Source organism: Xanthomonas sp. fls2-241-TYG-148 (assembly GCF_030208815.1).
In the GTDB taxonomy this organism is placed as follows: Bacteria; Pseudomonadota; Gammaproteobacteria; order Xanthomonadales; family Xanthomonadaceae; genus Xanthomonas; species Xanthomonas campestris.
The window spans coordinates 46,860-61,673 of sequence record NZ_JARVTE010000003.1; the positions used below are offsets into that span (position 1 = coordinate 46,860).

General features: G+C 66.6%; 12 protein-coding genes. 4 read left to right on the forward strand and 8 right to left on the reverse strand.

Features of this window, described 5'->3' with window-relative positions; genetic code table 11:
* Positions 1 to 140: 140 nt before the first annotated feature.
* The 3 genes from orn to mntR form a co-directional block, all read right to left on the reverse strand.
* Positions 141 to 725, reverse strand: coding sequence for an oligoribonuclease (orn, locus tag QRM60_RS05520; RefSeq protein WP_103702128.1), 585 nt, complete (start codon positions 723 to 725; stop codon positions 141 to 143).
* Between the two features lie 71 nt (positions 726 to 796).
* Entirely contained in the window at positions 797 to 1,312 is a 516-nt protein-coding gene (gene tadA, locus QRM60_RS05525) for a tRNA adenosine(34) deaminase TadA (RefSeq protein WP_285445770.1), read from the reverse strand.
* Entirely contained in the window at positions 1,309 to 1,776 is a 468-nt protein-coding gene (mntR, locus tag QRM60_RS05530) for a manganese-binding transcriptional regulator MntR (RefSeq protein ID WP_011037316.1), read from the reverse strand. Before mntR ends, tadA begins: the two co-directional genes overlap by 4 nt.
* Before the next feature lie 143 nt (positions 1,777 to 1,919).
* On the opposite strand from mntR, the gene QRM60_RS05535 reads away from it, so the two are divergent.
* Complete coding sequence (locus QRM60_RS05535) at positions 1,920 to 3,254, forward strand: Nramp family divalent metal transporter (protein WP_285445771.1); 1,335 nt, start codon at positions 1,920 to 1,922, stop codon at positions 3,252 to 3,254.
* A gap of 490 nt (positions 3,255 to 3,744) precedes the next feature.
* Positions 3,745 to 4,569 carry an alpha/beta hydrolase gene (locus QRM60_RS05540; RefSeq protein WP_043921782.1) on the forward strand — a complete coding sequence of 275 codons (825 nt, stop codon included), beginning with the start codon at positions 3,745 to 3,747 and terminating at the stop codon, positions 4,567 to 4,569.
* A 667-nt stretch (positions 4,570 to 5,236) separates the two neighbouring features.
* Here QRM60_RS05540 and QRM60_RS05545 read toward each other — a convergent pair.
* The 5 genes from QRM60_RS05545 to QRM60_RS05565 all read right to left on the reverse strand — a co-directional run bounded on the left by QRM60_RS05545 (position 5,237) and on the right by QRM60_RS05565 (position 10,517).
* Positions 5,237 to 6,871 (reverse strand): MFS transporter, encoded by a 1,635-nt coding sequence (locus tag QRM60_RS05545; RefSeq protein WP_103702134.1) that lies wholly within the window; start codon positions 6,869 to 6,871, stop codon positions 5,237 to 5,239.
* Positions 6,872 to 7,007: 136 nt separating this feature from the next.
* Positions 7,008 to 8,849: an amidohydrolase gene (locus QRM60_RS05550; protein WP_285445915.1), complete on the reverse strand. Its 1,842-nt coding sequence runs from the start codon at positions 8,847 to 8,849 to the stop codon at positions 7,008 to 7,010.
* A gap of 113 nt (positions 8,850 to 8,962) precedes the next feature.
* The gene (locus tag QRM60_RS05555; protein ID WP_014507879.1) at positions 8,963 to 9,400 is read right to left on the reverse strand and encodes a DoxX family protein; all 438 of its coding nucleotides are present in this window, start codon (positions 9,398 to 9,400) and stop codon (positions 8,963 to 8,965) included.
* Positions 9,397 to 10,053 (reverse strand): hydrolase, encoded by a 657-nt coding sequence (locus QRM60_RS05560; RefSeq protein WP_042599234.1) that lies wholly within the window; start codon positions 10,051 to 10,053, stop codon positions 9,397 to 9,399. The genes QRM60_RS05555 and QRM60_RS05560 overlap by 4 nt, the downstream gene beginning before the upstream one ends.
* Entirely contained in the window at positions 10,050 to 10,517 is a 468-nt protein-coding gene (locus QRM60_RS05565) for an AraC family transcriptional regulator (protein WP_103702138.1), read from the reverse strand. Before QRM60_RS05565 ends, QRM60_RS05560 begins: the two co-directional genes overlap by 4 nt.
* A gap of 417 nt (positions 10,518 to 10,934) precedes the next feature.
* Here QRM60_RS05565 and QRM60_RS05570 point away from each other — a divergent pair, with 417 nt between their 5' ends.
* Both QRM60_RS05570 and QRM60_RS05575 read left to right on the forward strand, forming a co-directional pair.
* Positions 10,935 to 14,033: a sensor histidine kinase gene (locus tag QRM60_RS05570; RefSeq protein WP_285445772.1), complete on the forward strand. Its 3,099-nt coding sequence runs from the start codon at positions 10,935 to 10,937 to the stop codon at positions 14,031 to 14,033.
* Positions 14,026 to 14,667: a response regulator transcription factor gene (locus QRM60_RS05575; RefSeq protein WP_011037326.1), complete on the forward strand. Its 642-nt coding sequence runs from the start codon at positions 14,026 to 14,028 to the stop codon at positions 14,665 to 14,667. Before QRM60_RS05570 ends, QRM60_RS05575 begins: the two co-directional genes overlap by 8 nt.
* The last annotated feature ends 147 nt before the right edge of the window (positions 14,668 to 14,814 follow it).

Below are 14,814 nucleotides of genomic sequence, written 5' to 3' on the forward strand. Positions count from 1 at the left end.
GCAGTGAGTCAAATGCAAAGGGCCGCATCGATGATGCGGCCCTTTTTGTTACTGCGGGTTTCCGGTTGCCAAGTACGGTAAAGCGATTCGCTAGCCGCACGCATGCGGGAGCCTCGCAGCCGTGTTCCCAGTTGGAAACCTCAGTTCTGCACACCGCCGTCGGTATCGCCGCCCAACGTACCCATGAACTGCCGGTAATGCCGCAGCTCGTCGATGGAGTCGCGCACGTCGCTCAGCGCCGTATGCGCCGAACTCTTGGCAAAGCCGGAGGCAACTGCCGGTGCCCAGCGCCGCGCCAGTTCCTTGATGGTGGACACGTCCAGGTTGCGGTAATGGAAATAGCGCTCCAGGCGCGACATCTGGCGGTGCAGGAAACGGCGGTCCTGACAGATCGAATTGCCGCACATCGGTGAAGCGCCAGCGCGGATCCATTCGCCCAGGAAGGCCACTGTCTGCGCCTCGGCTTGCGCGTGGGTGACCTGGCTGTCGAGCACGCGTTGCCACAGGCCGGAGCGGCGGTGCTGGTTGCGGTTCCACTCGTCCATCGCTTCCAGGGTTTCCAGCGAATGGGCAATGGCCAGTTCCGGCCCCTCGGCGAGCACGTTCAACTGCGCATCGGTCACGATGGTGGCGATCTCGATGATCGAATCGCGATCGGTATCCAGGCCGGTCATTTCCAGATCGATCCAGATCAGTCGGTCGTTGCCCGCAACGTTGTCTGCCATATCACCGTCCTGTGGAGGGCCGTTGCCGGCCGGGTGCTGAAAGGGCGCGCATCATACCGCGGCCATGCCGATCAGGGCACGAGCGGCGGCTTGCCACGCTTGGCGCGAAAGTAATTGGTCAGGCGCAGCCCGGCCTCGGCGGCCAGCACCCCGCCGCTGACCTGCACGCGATGGTTGTGGCGTGGGTCGGCGAGCAGGTCGAACACGCTGCCGCAGGCGCCGGTCTTGGGGTCGCTGGCGGCGAATACCACCCGCGCAATGCGCGCGTGGATCATCGCCATGGCGCACATTGCACACGGCTCCAGCGTCACGTACAGCGTGCAGCCGATCAGGCGGTGGTTGGCCAGCCGCCGGCCGCCTTCGCGCATGGCCATGATCTCGGCATGCGCGCTGGGATCGTGGCTGGCAATGTTGAAGTTCCAGCCCTCGCCGAGCAGCGGGCCGGTTGGACCCACCAGCACCGCGCCGACCGGAATCTCGTCATAGTCGCGCTCGGCACGTTCGGCCAGCTGCAAGGCGTGAGTCATCCATTGCTGGTCGATTTGCAGGTGTGCCTCTTGCGCGTGGTGATCGGGCGACACGCTCACGGGGTGCTGTTGCCCTGCCGCTCCAGAAACGCGGCAAAAGCGGCGACGGTGGCTTCGCTGACGTGGTGTTCGATGCCTTCGGCGTCACGCCGCGCGGTGGCCTCGTCGATGCCCAGCGCAAGCAGGAAGCGCTCGACGATCTGGTGCCGCTGCCGGCTGGAGGCCGCCAGCGCTTCGCCGGCCGGGGTCAGAAACACGCCGCGATACGGCCGCTGCACCACCCAGCCATCGCGCACCAGGCGCTTGAGCATCTTGGCCACGGTGGGCTGCGCCACACCAAGGCGCGCGGCGATATCGACCTGGCGCGCCTCGCCACCGTCGACCAGCAGATCGGAGATCAGCTCGACATAGTCTTCGACCAATTCGGCACGGCGCGCCTCGCGCACCTGGCGGAAGCTCTCCATGTGCACCTGCGCATCGATCAATACCGGTGCGGACGCGTCCAGCTTTTCGCTCTTGCCCACCCTTGTCCTCGTCATCGCCTCCGGCGCAACTGCCGGGATGCGTAGTGTGAAGCACGGCGCCGATCAATACGATTGAGATTGCCAATGCTCAACAGCATAGCACTTGCTATATCATCGGCCGCGTCCCGTCTTTCCGCCCGCCCATGTCCAGCGAAGCCGTCCCGAACGCAGAACCCATTCGCCCAGCCGATGGTGGGCTGGGTGCCGCGCACGCCAGCGTTGCCGTGCCCAAGGGTGGCCACTGGTGGTTCCGCTTGCTGGCGTTTCTGGGCCCTGGCTACATGGTCTCGGTCGGGTATATGGACCCGGGCAACTGGGCCACTGACCTGGCGGGTGGCTCGCAGTTCGGTTACCTGTTGCTTTCGGTGATCCTGCTCTCCAACCTCATGGCCATCGTGCTGCAGGGGTTGTCGGCACGGCTGGGCATCGCCACCGGTCTGGACCTGGCGCAGGCCTGCCGCGCACGTTACCCGCGCGGCATCAACCTGGCGCTGTGGGGGCTGTGCGAGCTGGCCATCATCGCCTGCGATCTGGCCGAAGTGATCGGCACGGCGATCGCACTCAAATTGCTGTTCGGCATTCCGCTGACACTGGGCGCCATCATCACTGCGCTGGACGTGGTGTTGGTGTTGTTGCTGATGAACCGCGGCTTCCGTGCGCTGGAAGCGTTCGTCATGGCATTGCTGCTGGTGATCTTCGTGTGCTTCGGCATCCAGATCGCGCTGGCGGCGCCGCCGATCGCCGCGGTGCTGGTCGGCTTCATTCCGCGTGCCGACGTGGTGACCAACCCGCATGCGCTGTATCTGGCGATCGGCATCATCGGTGCCACCGTGATGCCGCATAACCTGTATCTGCACTCGTCGATCGTGCAGACGCGCGCGTATCCGCGCACCGATGCAGGTCGCCGTTCGGCACTGCGCTGGGCAGTCACCGACAGCACCGTGGCCTTGATGTTCGCGTTGTTCATCAACGCAGCCATCCTGATCCTGGCGGCGGCGGTGTTCCATGCGCAGGGCCGCACCGACGTGCAGGAGATCGAACAGGCGCACGCGCTGCTGGCACCGATGCTGGGCGTCGGCCTGGCCTCGACCCTGTTCGCAGTGGCGTTGCTGGCCTCGGGCGTCAATTCGACAGTGACCGCAACCTTGGCCGGGCAGATCGTGATGGAAGGCTTCCTGCGCCTGCGCTTGCCGCCGTGGATGCGCCGCCTGCTCACCCGCGGCATCGCCATCGTGCCGGTGGTGGTGGTGACCTGGCTGTATGGCGAAGCCGGTACCGCCCGCTTGCTGGTCTTGAGCCAGGTGGTGCTGTCGATGCAGTTGCCGTTTGCGGTGATCCCGTTGGTGCGCTTTGTCGCTGACCGCGGATTGATGGGCGCATTGGTAGCACCGGCATGGCTGGTGCGCATTGCCTGGGTGATTGCTCTGGTGATCGTTGGCTTGAACCTCAAGCTGCTTTGGGAATTCGCGTTGGGGTGAGCGGCAAGCGGGCGGCGGCACTGCGCACGCTTGTGCTTGCACGTGCCGGTCGTGCAGATGGTGCTGAAGGTGCACTGCACTGCGCTGCATTGCACTGCACCGCCCTGTACTGGCGATGCGATGCACGCATCGAGATGCAGCCTGTCGCGAGATGCAGCCACGCCAGTGCGCACGCCGATGCAATCTCGCGCGCCGCGCGCACGCTTTACTGGCGGCAGCATCGGCGCCGGCGGCCTGCCGCCCACCCGCAATCGCCTTCCTGGTCACAGTGGCGACCTCGGCCGTTGGCGCAACCGGTGCGCTTCCCCACCAAGGAGATTCCATGCATCCGTTCGAGCCGTCTCCGGCCGATTCCGGGCGACGCAATTTTCTCGTTGCCGGCACGGTCGCGGTGGCAGGGTTGTCGCTGCCCACCTTCGCCAGTGCGGCAACTCCCGCGCGTGCGTCATCCACTTCCCCGACCCATCCCACCTCTCACGGAGCTACACCGATGTCCAACTTTGTCACCCGCCCCGATGGCGCCAAGATCTTCTACAAGGACTGGGGCAAGGGCCAGCCCGTCGTGTTCTCGCATGGCTGGCCGCTCAGCGCCGATGCCTGGGATGCGCAGATGCTGTTCATGGGTCAGAACGGCTTCCGCGTCATCGCACATGACCGCCGCAGCCACGGCCGCTCCAGCCAGACCTGGGACGGTAACGACATGGACACCTACGCCGATGATCTGGCCGCCGTGATCGAGGCGCTGGATCTGAAGGACGCCATCCTGGTGGGCCATTCCACCGGCGGTGGCGAAGTGGCGCATTACGTCGGCCGCCATGGCAGCAAGCGCGTGGCCAAGGTGGTGCTGGTGGGCGCGGTGCCGCCGCAGATGGTCAAGAGCCCGACCAACCCGGGCGGCCTGCCGATCAGCGTATTCGACGGCATCCGCGAAGGTGTTGCCAAGGACCGTTCGCAGTTCTACCAGGACCTGAGCACCCCGTTCTTCGGTGCCAACCGCGACGGCAATAAAGTCACCCAGGGCATGCGCGATTCGTTCTGGCTGCAGGGCATGCTGGGCGGGCACAAGGGCCAGTACGACTGCATCAAGGAATTCTCGGAAGTGGATTACACCGCTGACCTGAAGAAGATCGATGTGCCGGCGCTGGTGGTACATGGCGACGACGATCAGATCGTGCCGATCGATGCATCGGGCAAGCTGTCGGCCAAGATCATCAAGAACGCCGAGCTGAAGATCTATGCCGGTGCGCCGCACGGACTGCCGGTGACCCACGCCGACCAGTTCAACAAGGATCTGCTGGCCTTCGCCAAGGCGTGATCCAGTTGGTTGCGTAAAAAGCCGGCTCGCGAGGGCCGGCTTTTTTTATGGGCTCTCTTGGGGCACTTGGTCTGGATCACTGCCAGCGCGGCAGCAGAGCATGCGCCTTGGAGTAAAGGTGCGCGCGCCAATCAGCGCCGCTTGGTTGCAGGGCAATCTGGGTCCTGTTGGCGAAAAAATGCAGGCGCTCGGAAATCGCGATTGTTTCAGCCTGTGCCCTGCCCTCGCCGCAGCGGCATGGTGCTCACGCATACCTGTACCAGCGGCATGATCGAGCATCAGCGCACACCCTGGATCGCGCGGTCACTTGCAACTCAGCAATCCGAGATTACCCCAATCAGCCCCCCATCCAGATGCCGATAGCCGATCCGCGAGGTGACCCCGCCCTCACCGGACGGACAGTGAGCCCGCCTGCGATTCGCCCACAAGGCGCAGGCCACACGCACCAGAACGCAATGTCCTTACGACGCCATATCGCGCTGCAAAACACGCTTTTCTCGCGTGCACGTCATTGATCCAAAATCGCCTGAGCATGACCATGCTCGGTATCAGCACACATCGGACAAAACACAACGGGCGCCCATACCAGGCGCCCGTTGCACGTTTTGCGATCTGCATTCGCCGCGCGGCTCACAAGCCCGACAAATAGACTCCAGACGCCTGCGGATCAAATATCCGAATGCGTATGCGGCGGCACCGCCGCACCACCGCCGCCGCCCACAAAGTGGCGCACGAGCGGCGCGCGCTCGCCCTGATGCAGGGCACGAATCTGCTCCTGCAGCTGGCGGTCGTCGCCGGTCACGCGCTCGTGCTGACGCAGGTGCTCCAGCCACGAGGCCACGATGAAGTATTCCAGCTGCACGCCGGGCGTGGCGGCGTCCTCGGCCACGCCCCACACCACCGCGCCGTCGCGGCGGCGTGCGCTGCCCAGCTGTGTCACCAGGCGCACGAACTCTGCACGTGCGTCATCGGCGATGCGGTATTCCACGGTCACCAGCACCGGGCCACGGTCATGTTCGACACCATCGGCCTGCGCCGGTGCGGGCCAGTGGCCCGCCGGTGCGAGATCGAGCTGCTCGGTACCGGCAATGCGTGCGCGCTTGACCAGCAGCGCGGCAATCACTGCACCGGCCGCGGCAATCTGCAGTGCGATCGCGATCGACGTGCGTTGCGCCAGCGCGCCCCACAACAACGAACCGCTGGCCATGCCGAGCGAGAACACCACGATATACAGCGACAGCGCACGGGCGCGCACCCAGGCCGGCACCGAGGTTTGCGCAGCGATCTGCAGCGACGACAACACCGTGATCCAAGCCAGGCCGTTGACGACCATCACCACACACAACACGCCAATCTGGCGCGAGAGCGCCAACCCCAGCAGCGAGGCTGCGCAGATCAACGTGGCGACGAACACCAGCAGGTCGCGGTCATAGCGTGCACGCAAGCGCGGCAACACCAGCGCACCACTGATCGCGCCAATGCCGATGCAGCCCAGCAACAGACCGTAACTGCCCGCACCCAGCTGCATGTCGCGGCGGACCACCAGCGGCAACAAGGCGGTCAATGCGCTGGCGAACAGGAAGAAGCCGGCCGCCTTGATCAACACCGCCTGCAGACGCCCGGCGCGCGCCGCATAGCGCAGACCGGCACGCAGGCCCGCACCGAAGCTCTCCGGCGGCAATGCGGATGCCTGCGTCTCGCGACGCCAGCGCCACAGCACCCACATCATCAAGCCGAAGGTGAGCCCATTGAGCAGGAAGGCCCATGGCGGGCCGAACTGCGCCACGATCAAGCCGCCGATTGCCGGCCCGATCGACCGCGCGATATTCATGCCGATCGAGTTGAGCGCCACTGCCGAGGCCAGCAACGGGCGCGGCACCAGCTCCGAGACGATCGCCGCTTGCGCCGGCATCGCCATCGCCGCGCCCATGCCCATGGCGAAGGTCAGCGCAACCAGCACCCACGGGGTGAGCAACTGCAGGTGCGACAGCAGCGCCAGCGAGGCGGCCACCAGCAGCATCCAGCCCTGGGTGAGCATGAGGTAGCGGCGCCGGTCGACGATGTCGGCCAAGGTGCCGGCGGCGAGTGCGAACAACACCACCGGCAAGGTGGTGGCCGACTGCACCGCCGCCACCATCAGCGGCGAACCGGTCTGTTCGGCCATCACCCATGAGGCGGCCACATCGTTGATCCAGGTACCGATGTTGCTGCCCAGGATGGCGAGCCACAGGGCACGGAAGATCGGTTGGCGCAGCGGTGCCCAGGCACCGGCGTCAGCCGGTGGGATCGAAGCGGTTGTCATTGCCACACTCCAGAACGGAAAAACGCGCGATCCTGCCAGGCGCCCGCGACGGACACTGCACACGCCTTCTCAAGGTTGCAGACCTGCGCTGCAACGATGCGCTGACCTCTCGCCGCAGCCAGGCGCTGCTGCGGCCTTAAAACGCGAAACATGCGCATCCCAATGCCCCCCAGAAGCCGCGCAGATCGTCGCTGGGTGCGGCGTGGTGCGCGGCATGCCCATGTGCGCCGTGGGTGCGGCAGCCAGGGCCATGCGCATGCGCCACGCTTGCCAGCCCGCTCACCGCACCGCCCACGTGATAGCCACCAAAACGGTTGACCGGCGACCATTCCGGCATTGCCGGCGGCAGGCTGGGTGCGAGTGCAGCGAAGTCGCCGTCACCATGCACCACGGTCCCGCCCAACACGGTCAGCACGCTGGTGATATCGGCAATCGCAGCATCGTCGACGCGGAAATAGTCATCCGACAAGACGATGAAATCGGCCAACTGACCAGGCGCCAAGGTGCCCTTCTTGTCTTCATCACCGGAGAACCAGGCACTGCCCTGCGTCCACAAGCGCAAGGCCTGTTCGCGTTCGAGCAGGTTCTCGTCGCCATACAGTGCCAGCCCGCCGACAGTGCGGCCGGTGACCAGCCACGACAGCGCCACCCACGGGTTGTAGCTGGCCACGCGCGTGGCATCGGTGCCTGCACCCACCGGCACACCGGCCGCCAACATGCGCCGCACCGACGGCGTATGGCGCGCGGCCTGCACGCCGTAGCGCTGCACGAAGGCTTCGCCCTGATAGGCCATGCGGTGCTGCACCGCGATGCCGCCGTTCAACGCGCGGATGCGATCGATGTTGCGTGGCGTGATGGTTTCGGCGTGATCGATGAACCAGTGCAGGCCATCGAACGGCATGTCCGCGTTGACGCGTTCGTAGACATCGAGAATGCGCGCGACGCTTTCGTCATAGGTGGCGTGGATACGGAACGGCCAGCGTTTTTCCACGAGCAGGCGCACCACCTGCTCCAGTTCCGGTTCCATCTCCGGCGCAAGCTCCGGGCGCGGCTCACTGAACTGCTCGAAATCGGCCGCCGAGAACACCAGCATTTCGCCGGCACCGTTGTGGCGCAGCAGATCGTCGCCCTTGCGGACCGGCAACACCTCGGTCCAGCCGCGGAAATCGGCAACTTCCTTGCCCTTGTTCTGGGTAAACAGGTTGTAGGCGATGCGCACACTCAACTGCCCGGCCGCATGCAACTGCTCGATGACCTGATAGTCCTCCGGATAGTTCTGGAACCCGCCACCGGCGTCGATGACCGAGGTGATGCCCAGGCGGTTGAGCTCGCGCATGAAGTGGCGCGTGGAGTTGGCCTGGTATTCGATCGGCAGCCGCGGCCCTTTCGCCAGGCTGGCATACAGGATCAACGCATTCGGCTTGGCCAGCAGCAGGCCGGTGGGATTGCCGAGCTTGTCGCGCTCGATACGCCCACCGGGCGGATCCGGTGTGGTCTTGTCGTAACCACATGCACGCAACGCCGCGCGATTGAGCAAGGCGCGGTCGTAGAGATGCAGCAGGAACACCGGTGTATCCGGCGCGATTGCATTGATCTCGTCCAGGGTTGGCAGGCGCTTTTCAATGAACTGATGCGCGGTGAAACCGCCTACCACGCGCACCCACTGCGGCGCCGGCGTGCGGTCGACCTGCGCCTTGAGCAATGCCATGGCATCGGCCAGCGAGCGCACGCCGTCCCAGCGCAACTCCAGGTTGTAGTTCAACCCGCCGCGAATGAGATGCGTGTGGCTGTCGTTGAGCCCGGGCACCACGCGTCGCTGCTGCGCGTCGATGACACGCGCCTGCTTGGCCATGGCCATGATCTGCGCGTCGTCACCCACTGCCACGATGCGGCCATCGGCCACCGCCAGCGCAGTGGCGCTGGGTTGGCGCGGGTCAAGCGTGGTGATACGTGCATTGCGGAGGATGAGATCGACCATCGGAGGCGTCCTGTTGGCAGTCAACGCAGCAGGCGCAATGCCCAGTGCAAGGCCAGCGGCGGCACCCTGCAACAGCTGGCGCCGGCCGGCATCGTGGGAATCAGTGGGCGTACTCATGACGCATGCCGCCGACGCAGGCCGTCCAGCGACCACGCGCCACCGCCGGCGCAGACCAGCCCCAGCAAGACCAGTACCCACATCAGCGGGTATTCCATGCCGCCATGCATCCAGAACCAGCCCTTGGGAATGGCAATCACCACGGTGGTGGCAATGAACGCCGCGGCCAGTGCCGCGCTGGCGCGCGTCCACAGCCCGATCAGCACTGCCACTCCAGACAGGCTCTGTACCAGTGCCAACAGCAGCGGCAGTGGCGCCGTCGCCGGCAGCCCGAACTGCTGCAATTCCGCAGCAAAACCGGCAAGGCCGGGGCCGTTGAACCACCCCAGCAATTTGCCCAGGCCATGCGGCAGCAGAAACCCGCCGCCAGCCAGCCGCAGCATCAACAGCGCCGCGTCCAGGCCAGGCGAGCGTGCCGGCGCGTGGCTGTTCAATGTCCGCCTTCCTGCGCGCCGAACATGGTCTTGGCGTATTGAATGCCGATGCCGTAGCCGCCCGCATGCGCACGTGCGATGCCGGTGGTGAGGTCGTAGGTGTCGCTGCGCGCCCAATCGCGCTGCAGTTCCAGCAGATACTGCACGCTGGTGATCGGTGCTGCGCCGGCCTGCACCATGCGCGCAATGGCACGCTCGTGGGCCTCATCGCTGACATCGCCGCAGGCATCGGTGATCACGTACACCTCAAAGCCCTGTTCGATCGCCGACAACGTCGGCCCGACAATGCACACACTGGTCCACAAACCGGCGATCACCAGGCGGCGCTTGCCGATCGCGTTGATGCGGTCGATCACGCCCTGGTCTTCCCAGGCATTCATGCTGGTGCGGTCGAACACCGGCTCGCCGGCGAAGATCTCCGGCAGCTCCGGAAACAACGGGCCGGAGAACGACTTCTCCGCCACCGTGGTGAGCACCACCGGCACCTGAAAGCCTTTGGCCGCCTTGCCGATCAGCGCCACGTTGTTGCGCAGGGCCGAGATGTCGATGGTGTGGGTGGCAAACGCCATCTGCGACTGGTGGTCGATCAGGATCAGGGCGTGGTCGTTCGGCGACAGCAGGGACTTGCCGGGAACGGCGGTGGCGGTGGTCATCGGTGGTGCTCCAGGAGTGGTGAGAAGGAAGACGTGGCAGCCCGCGGCGTACTGGCCGGCGTGCTGTGTGCGGTAGTGCATGCGGTCTGCGCGGCAAAGCGCGCCGGCGTGCAGCCGGTGGCATGGCGGAAACTGCGGACGAAATGGCTTTGATCGAAGAAGCACAGCTCGCTGGCGATCTGGCTGATCTTGTGGCGGCCTTCGCGCAGCAAGGCCTGTGCGCGCTCGATGCGACGGCGGCGCAGGTATTCCATCGGGCTGGCGCCGACCACGTCGCGAAACACACGCGCAAAATGGAAGCGGCTCATGCACGCGGCCGTGGCCAGATGGGTCACCGTGATCGGTTCGCACAGATGCGTGTCGATGTACTGCATGGCTCTAGCCACCGCACGGATGCGCGGTGCTTCAAGTGCGCTGCATGCGTGGGGCGCGGTGCGGCAGTCGACGGCAATGCCACGTGCCATGCGGCGTCTCCGTTGGGGGTGCGGCCATGGTGCGGTGAGCAGGTGCGCGCTCCCACCCCAGATGGTGAGGTCAATCGCCCCCTCTTTCGGGGGGGCCGCCGCAGTGGCCCGGGTGCAAGATCGACGCGCGTTGGCGCGGTTCGCGCGCAGCATGGAGCGCCGATGCAGCCGCGTGCAGGCCACGCCGCACGGCGCGGCACACCGCCCAGACTCACCGGTCACGCACCACGCCAAACAAGCGGACGCGGCCGAACATACCCATGCACTGCGCGATACTCCAACCGTGCGAAAGGTATGCCGCGTGCGCTCATGGCCGCGGGAGCTGCAATCTGTCACCGCCCTACTCCACTGCGCAGTGCGCGTCCTCCCCCGAAAGAGGTGGTGGTGCTTCCCCCGATCTCGTCCGACAATGCTGCGATGCCGCATGAGCCCGTCAGCTACCCCGCTTCGTCGTTATGCCTGCGCGTTACGCAGTGGCTCACGCTGGCGTGCTGTTGGCTGCTGCTGTGCGCACCGGCATGGGCGAGCGGGATCGCCGCAACACGCGACGGCGTGCTGCAGTTTCACCACACCGCCTGGAGCACCGAGCGCGGCGCACCGGCCGACATCTGGGATATCGCGCAGGCCGATAACGGCCCGTTGTGGCTGGCGACCGGTTTTGGCCTGTTCCAGTTCGATGGTGACCGCTTCGCACGTGTGCCGCCGCCCAATGGCGAGGCGTACGCATCGCACAACATGACCGCGCTGACGCTCGCACCGGACGACACCGCGTGGATCGGGTATTTCGGTGCCGGGATCGACCGTCTCGCCGACGGCCACCTCACCCACTTTGCACCAGGCAAGGACCTGCCCAGCGGCATGGTGTTCAAGCTGGAGCGCGATGGCAGCGGGCGCCTCTGGGCCGCAATCGATGGCGGCTTGTGCTGGTTCGATGGCACGCGCTGGCACCGCGCTGGCGCCGACTGGGGCTACCCGGCCGCACGCGCACAGTGGTTGCTGCGCGACCGCCGTGGCGTGCTGTGGGTCAGCGACGGCACCCAGCTGCTGCGCCTGCCCGCAGGCGGCAAGCGCTTCGAACCCAGCGGGCAGCCGGTTGGCCCGTTCACCACCATGGCCGAGAGCCCGGATGGCAGCGTCTGGGTCGCCGACCCGTACCGCGGAATCTTTGCATTGACCGACACGCGCGGGCAGCTGCTTCCCGCCGCAACACGCGCGCAGCCGCGCTTTGCCGGGCTGTTTGCGCGCCGTATCCGCTTCATGCGCGACGGCGCGCTGTGGGGCACGGACTACGCGGCCGGTGGCGTGTTCCGGATCGCCACACCGCTGGCGCCGGCGCCGGTGCTGGAGCACGTCGGCACGCTGCAAGGCCTGACCTCGGCAACCGCCGGCCCGTTACTGGAAGATCGCGAAGGCAACCTCTGGGTCGGCACCAACCTGGGCTTGAATCGCTTCCGCCACCGCGCGCTGTTGCCATTGGCTGCATTGCTGCCCGGCCCGGCCACCGCGGTGGAGATGTTCACCAGCCGCAGCGACGCAGCGCCCGGGCCGCTGGTTGCCGCATTGCGCGACAACCGCCTGCTCGCATTGACGCGCCTGCGCATCGATCGGATGCAGCACGGCGGCGCAGCCAGCACGCTCGCTGTGCCGAACACGTTACGCAGTTGGGTATTGGCCGAACACGCGCTGCTGCGTCTGCAGGGCGGCCTTGTGCAACCGGTGCCATTGCCGCTCGGCGTTGCGCCCGGCGAAATACGCGCGTTGCTGGTCGATGCGACGGACCAGCCGCTGGTGTGCCCGGATGCGCGTGGGCCGTATCGCTACGACGGCACCGGCTGGCAACCGCTGGCCGGCGTGCAGGAAACCCCATGCTCGGTGCTGGCGCGTGCGCACGATGGCGCGCTGTGGATCGGTGACGTCAAAGGGGAGCTGCGCCTGCTGCGCGGCAATCGCGTGCGCCGCTATAGCGCAACGGACGGCTTGTCGGTCGGCCCGATCACCGCCCTGTGGAGCAGCACCGCGCTGACCCTGGTGGCTGGCGAAGCGGCGGTGGCCGTGCTCGGCCCCGATGGCCGATTCCGCACCCTGCCCGACCAGGCCAGCCCGCTGCTGCAGGGGGTCACCGGTATCGTGCAGGACGCCGCCGGCGGGGTCTGGTTGAACGGCAATCGCGGCGTGGTGCACCTGAGCCAGCACGCGTTGACGCAGAGCGTGCAGGCCGGCCTGCCGGCGCCATCGCTGCGCCTGTACGACACCATGGATGGCCTGCCCGGCATCGCCCAGCAAGCCACGCCGGTTCCCAGTGCGCTGGCCGCAGCCGATGGCCTGCTGTGGTTCGCCACCAACCAGGGCCTGGCCTGGCTCGACCCCAGCCAGACCTATCGCAATCCCACCGCGCCCACGGTCGCCATCACCGAGGTGGTCGCCAACGATCGTCCGTATCCGCTGCAGGCCGCGCTGCGCCTGCCCAAGTGGAGCGACCGCCTGCGCATCGGCTACGAAGCGGTCAGCCTCACCCGCCCCGAGCGCGTGCGCTTCCGCTACCGGCTGGATGGCGTGGACGCTGCCTGGCAGGACGCCGGCAATCGCACCGAGGCGTTTTATACCAACCTGGCGCCTGGCCGTTATCGCTTCGAGGTGGCCGCCGCCAACAACGATGGCGTGTGGAACGCACGTGGCGACGCACTCGACGTGGTCATCGAACCGGCGTTCGTGCAGACCTGGCAATTCAAACTGTGCTGCGTGCTGGCGGCGGTCGCGGCCCTGGCGGTGGCGTGGCGCTTGCGCACCCGGCACGTGGCCGGACGCCTGCGTGCGCGGTTGGAAGAGCGCTACCGCGAGCGCGAGCGCATCGCCCGCGAGCTGCACGACACCCTGCTGCAGGGCACGCAGGGGCTGATCCTGCGGCTGCATACCGCTAGCCGCTCACTGGCCTGGGATGACCCCCGCCGGCAGGAACTGGAAAAGACCGTCGAACTGGCCGAGCGCGCCCTCATCGAAGGGCGCGACCGCGTCAACGGCTTGCGCGACACCCACTCGCTGCGCACCGATCTGGCCGGCGCGTTGCAACAGGCGCGCGAAACCACCATGCCGCCCCCCACCGCAACCCTGGACGTGCTGGTCAATGGCCGCCCACTCGTCTTGCGCGCGATGGTGGCCGACGAACTGTTCCAGCTCGGGCGCGAAGCGCTGAGCAATGCCGACCGGCACGCCCGTGCAAACAAGATCGTCCTGGAACTGCGTTACGGTTCACGTGACTTCGTGCTGCGCATCCGCGACGATGGCTGCGGCCTGGCGCCGGACGTACTGCACGGCCACGCCCGCACCGGGCACTGGGGATTGACCGGCATGCAGGAACGCGCACGGCGCATTGGGGCACAGATGCAACTGTGGTCGCGGCCCGGCAGCGGAACCGAAGTGCAGATCGTCGTCCCCGCGCGTGCTGCGTATGCTCGACCACCCAATCGCTGGTGCTGGCCCTTTCAAAACGCACGACCCTCGGAGACTCCCCATGGCTGACACGACACGACCGACCGCGGTGCTGGTGGTGGACGATCACCCGCTGTTGCGTGACGGATTGAGCGCCATGCTGGGCGCCGAGCGCGACATGCAGGTGGTGGGCGAAGCCGAGGATGGCGAACAGGCCGTGGACTACTACACCCGCCTGCGCCCGGACGTGGTGCTGATGGATCTGCAGATGCCACGCGTGGACGGCGTGCAGGCGATCCAGCGCATCCGCCAACTCGACCCCATGGCCAAGGTCATCGTCCTGACCACCTATACCGGCGATGTGCGTGCAGTGCGCGCCCTGCAGGCCGGCGCCTGCGGGTATCTGCTCAAGAGCGCGTTGCGGCGCGAACTGGTCGACACCATCCGCGACGTGCGCCGCGGTCAACGCCGCCACGTGCCCGCCTCGGTGGCCGAGAACATCGCCGCGCACGTGCTCGACGACGCCTTGTCCGCACGCGAGACCGAGGTGCTGAACCTGGTCGCCACCGGCTGCTCCAACAAGCAGATCGGCAACGCACTGGGCATCTCCGAAGAAACCGTCAAGGCGCACATGAAGAACATCCTGTGCAAGCTCGGCGTGCGCGACCGCACCCACGCGGTCACCGTTGCGCTGCGTCGCGGGATCCTGTCGCTGGAGACCTGAGGGCGCCACCGCCATTGGCGGGCCTACATCACACGCCTGCCCCGCTCACCGCGCCTGCGCACGCGGCAGCAAACAGTGCGGCGGCGCCCAGCGACCCTCATCCGCGCCCGGCGCCTCTGCCAACAGACCACACCTTGCCGACCGCAC

What these genes read in the sequence shown, in the direction of transcription:
- orn (WP_103702128.1), bottom strand. Translation starts at nt 725, where the DNA reads ATGGCAGACAACGTTGCGGGCAACGACCGACTGATCTGGATCGATCTG.
- QRM60_RS05535 (WP_285445771.1), top strand. Translation starts at nt 1,920, where the DNA reads ATGTCCAGCGAAGCCGTCCCGAACGCAGAACCCATTCGCCCAGCCGAT.
- QRM60_RS05540 (WP_043921782.1), top strand. Translation starts at nt 3,745, where the DNA reads ATGTCCAACTTTGTCACCCGCCCCGATGGCGCCAAGATCTTCTACAAG.
- QRM60_RS05545 (WP_103702134.1), bottom strand. Translation starts at nt 6,871, where the DNA reads ATGACAACCGCTTCGATCCCACCGGCTGACGCCGGTGCCTGGGCACCG.
- QRM60_RS05550 (WP_285445915.1), bottom strand. Translation starts at nt 8,849, where the DNA reads ATGGTCGATCTCATCCTCCGCAATGCACGTATCACCACGCTTGACCCG.
- QRM60_RS05560 (WP_042599234.1), bottom strand. Translation starts at nt 10,053, where the DNA reads ATGACCACCGCCACCGCCGTTCCCGGCAAGTCCCTGCTGTCGCCGAAC.
- QRM60_RS05565 (WP_103702138.1), bottom strand. Translation starts at nt 10,517, where the DNA reads ATGGCACGTGGCATTGCCGTCGACTGCCGCACCGCGCCCCACGCATGC.
- QRM60_RS05570 (WP_285445772.1), top strand. Translation starts at nt 10,935, where the DNA reads ATGCCGCATGAGCCCGTCAGCTACCCCGCTTCGTCGTTATGCCTGCGC.
- QRM60_RS05575 (WP_011037326.1), top strand. Translation starts at nt 14,026, where the DNA reads ATGGCTGACACGACACGACCGACCGCGGTGCTGGTGGTGGACGATCAC.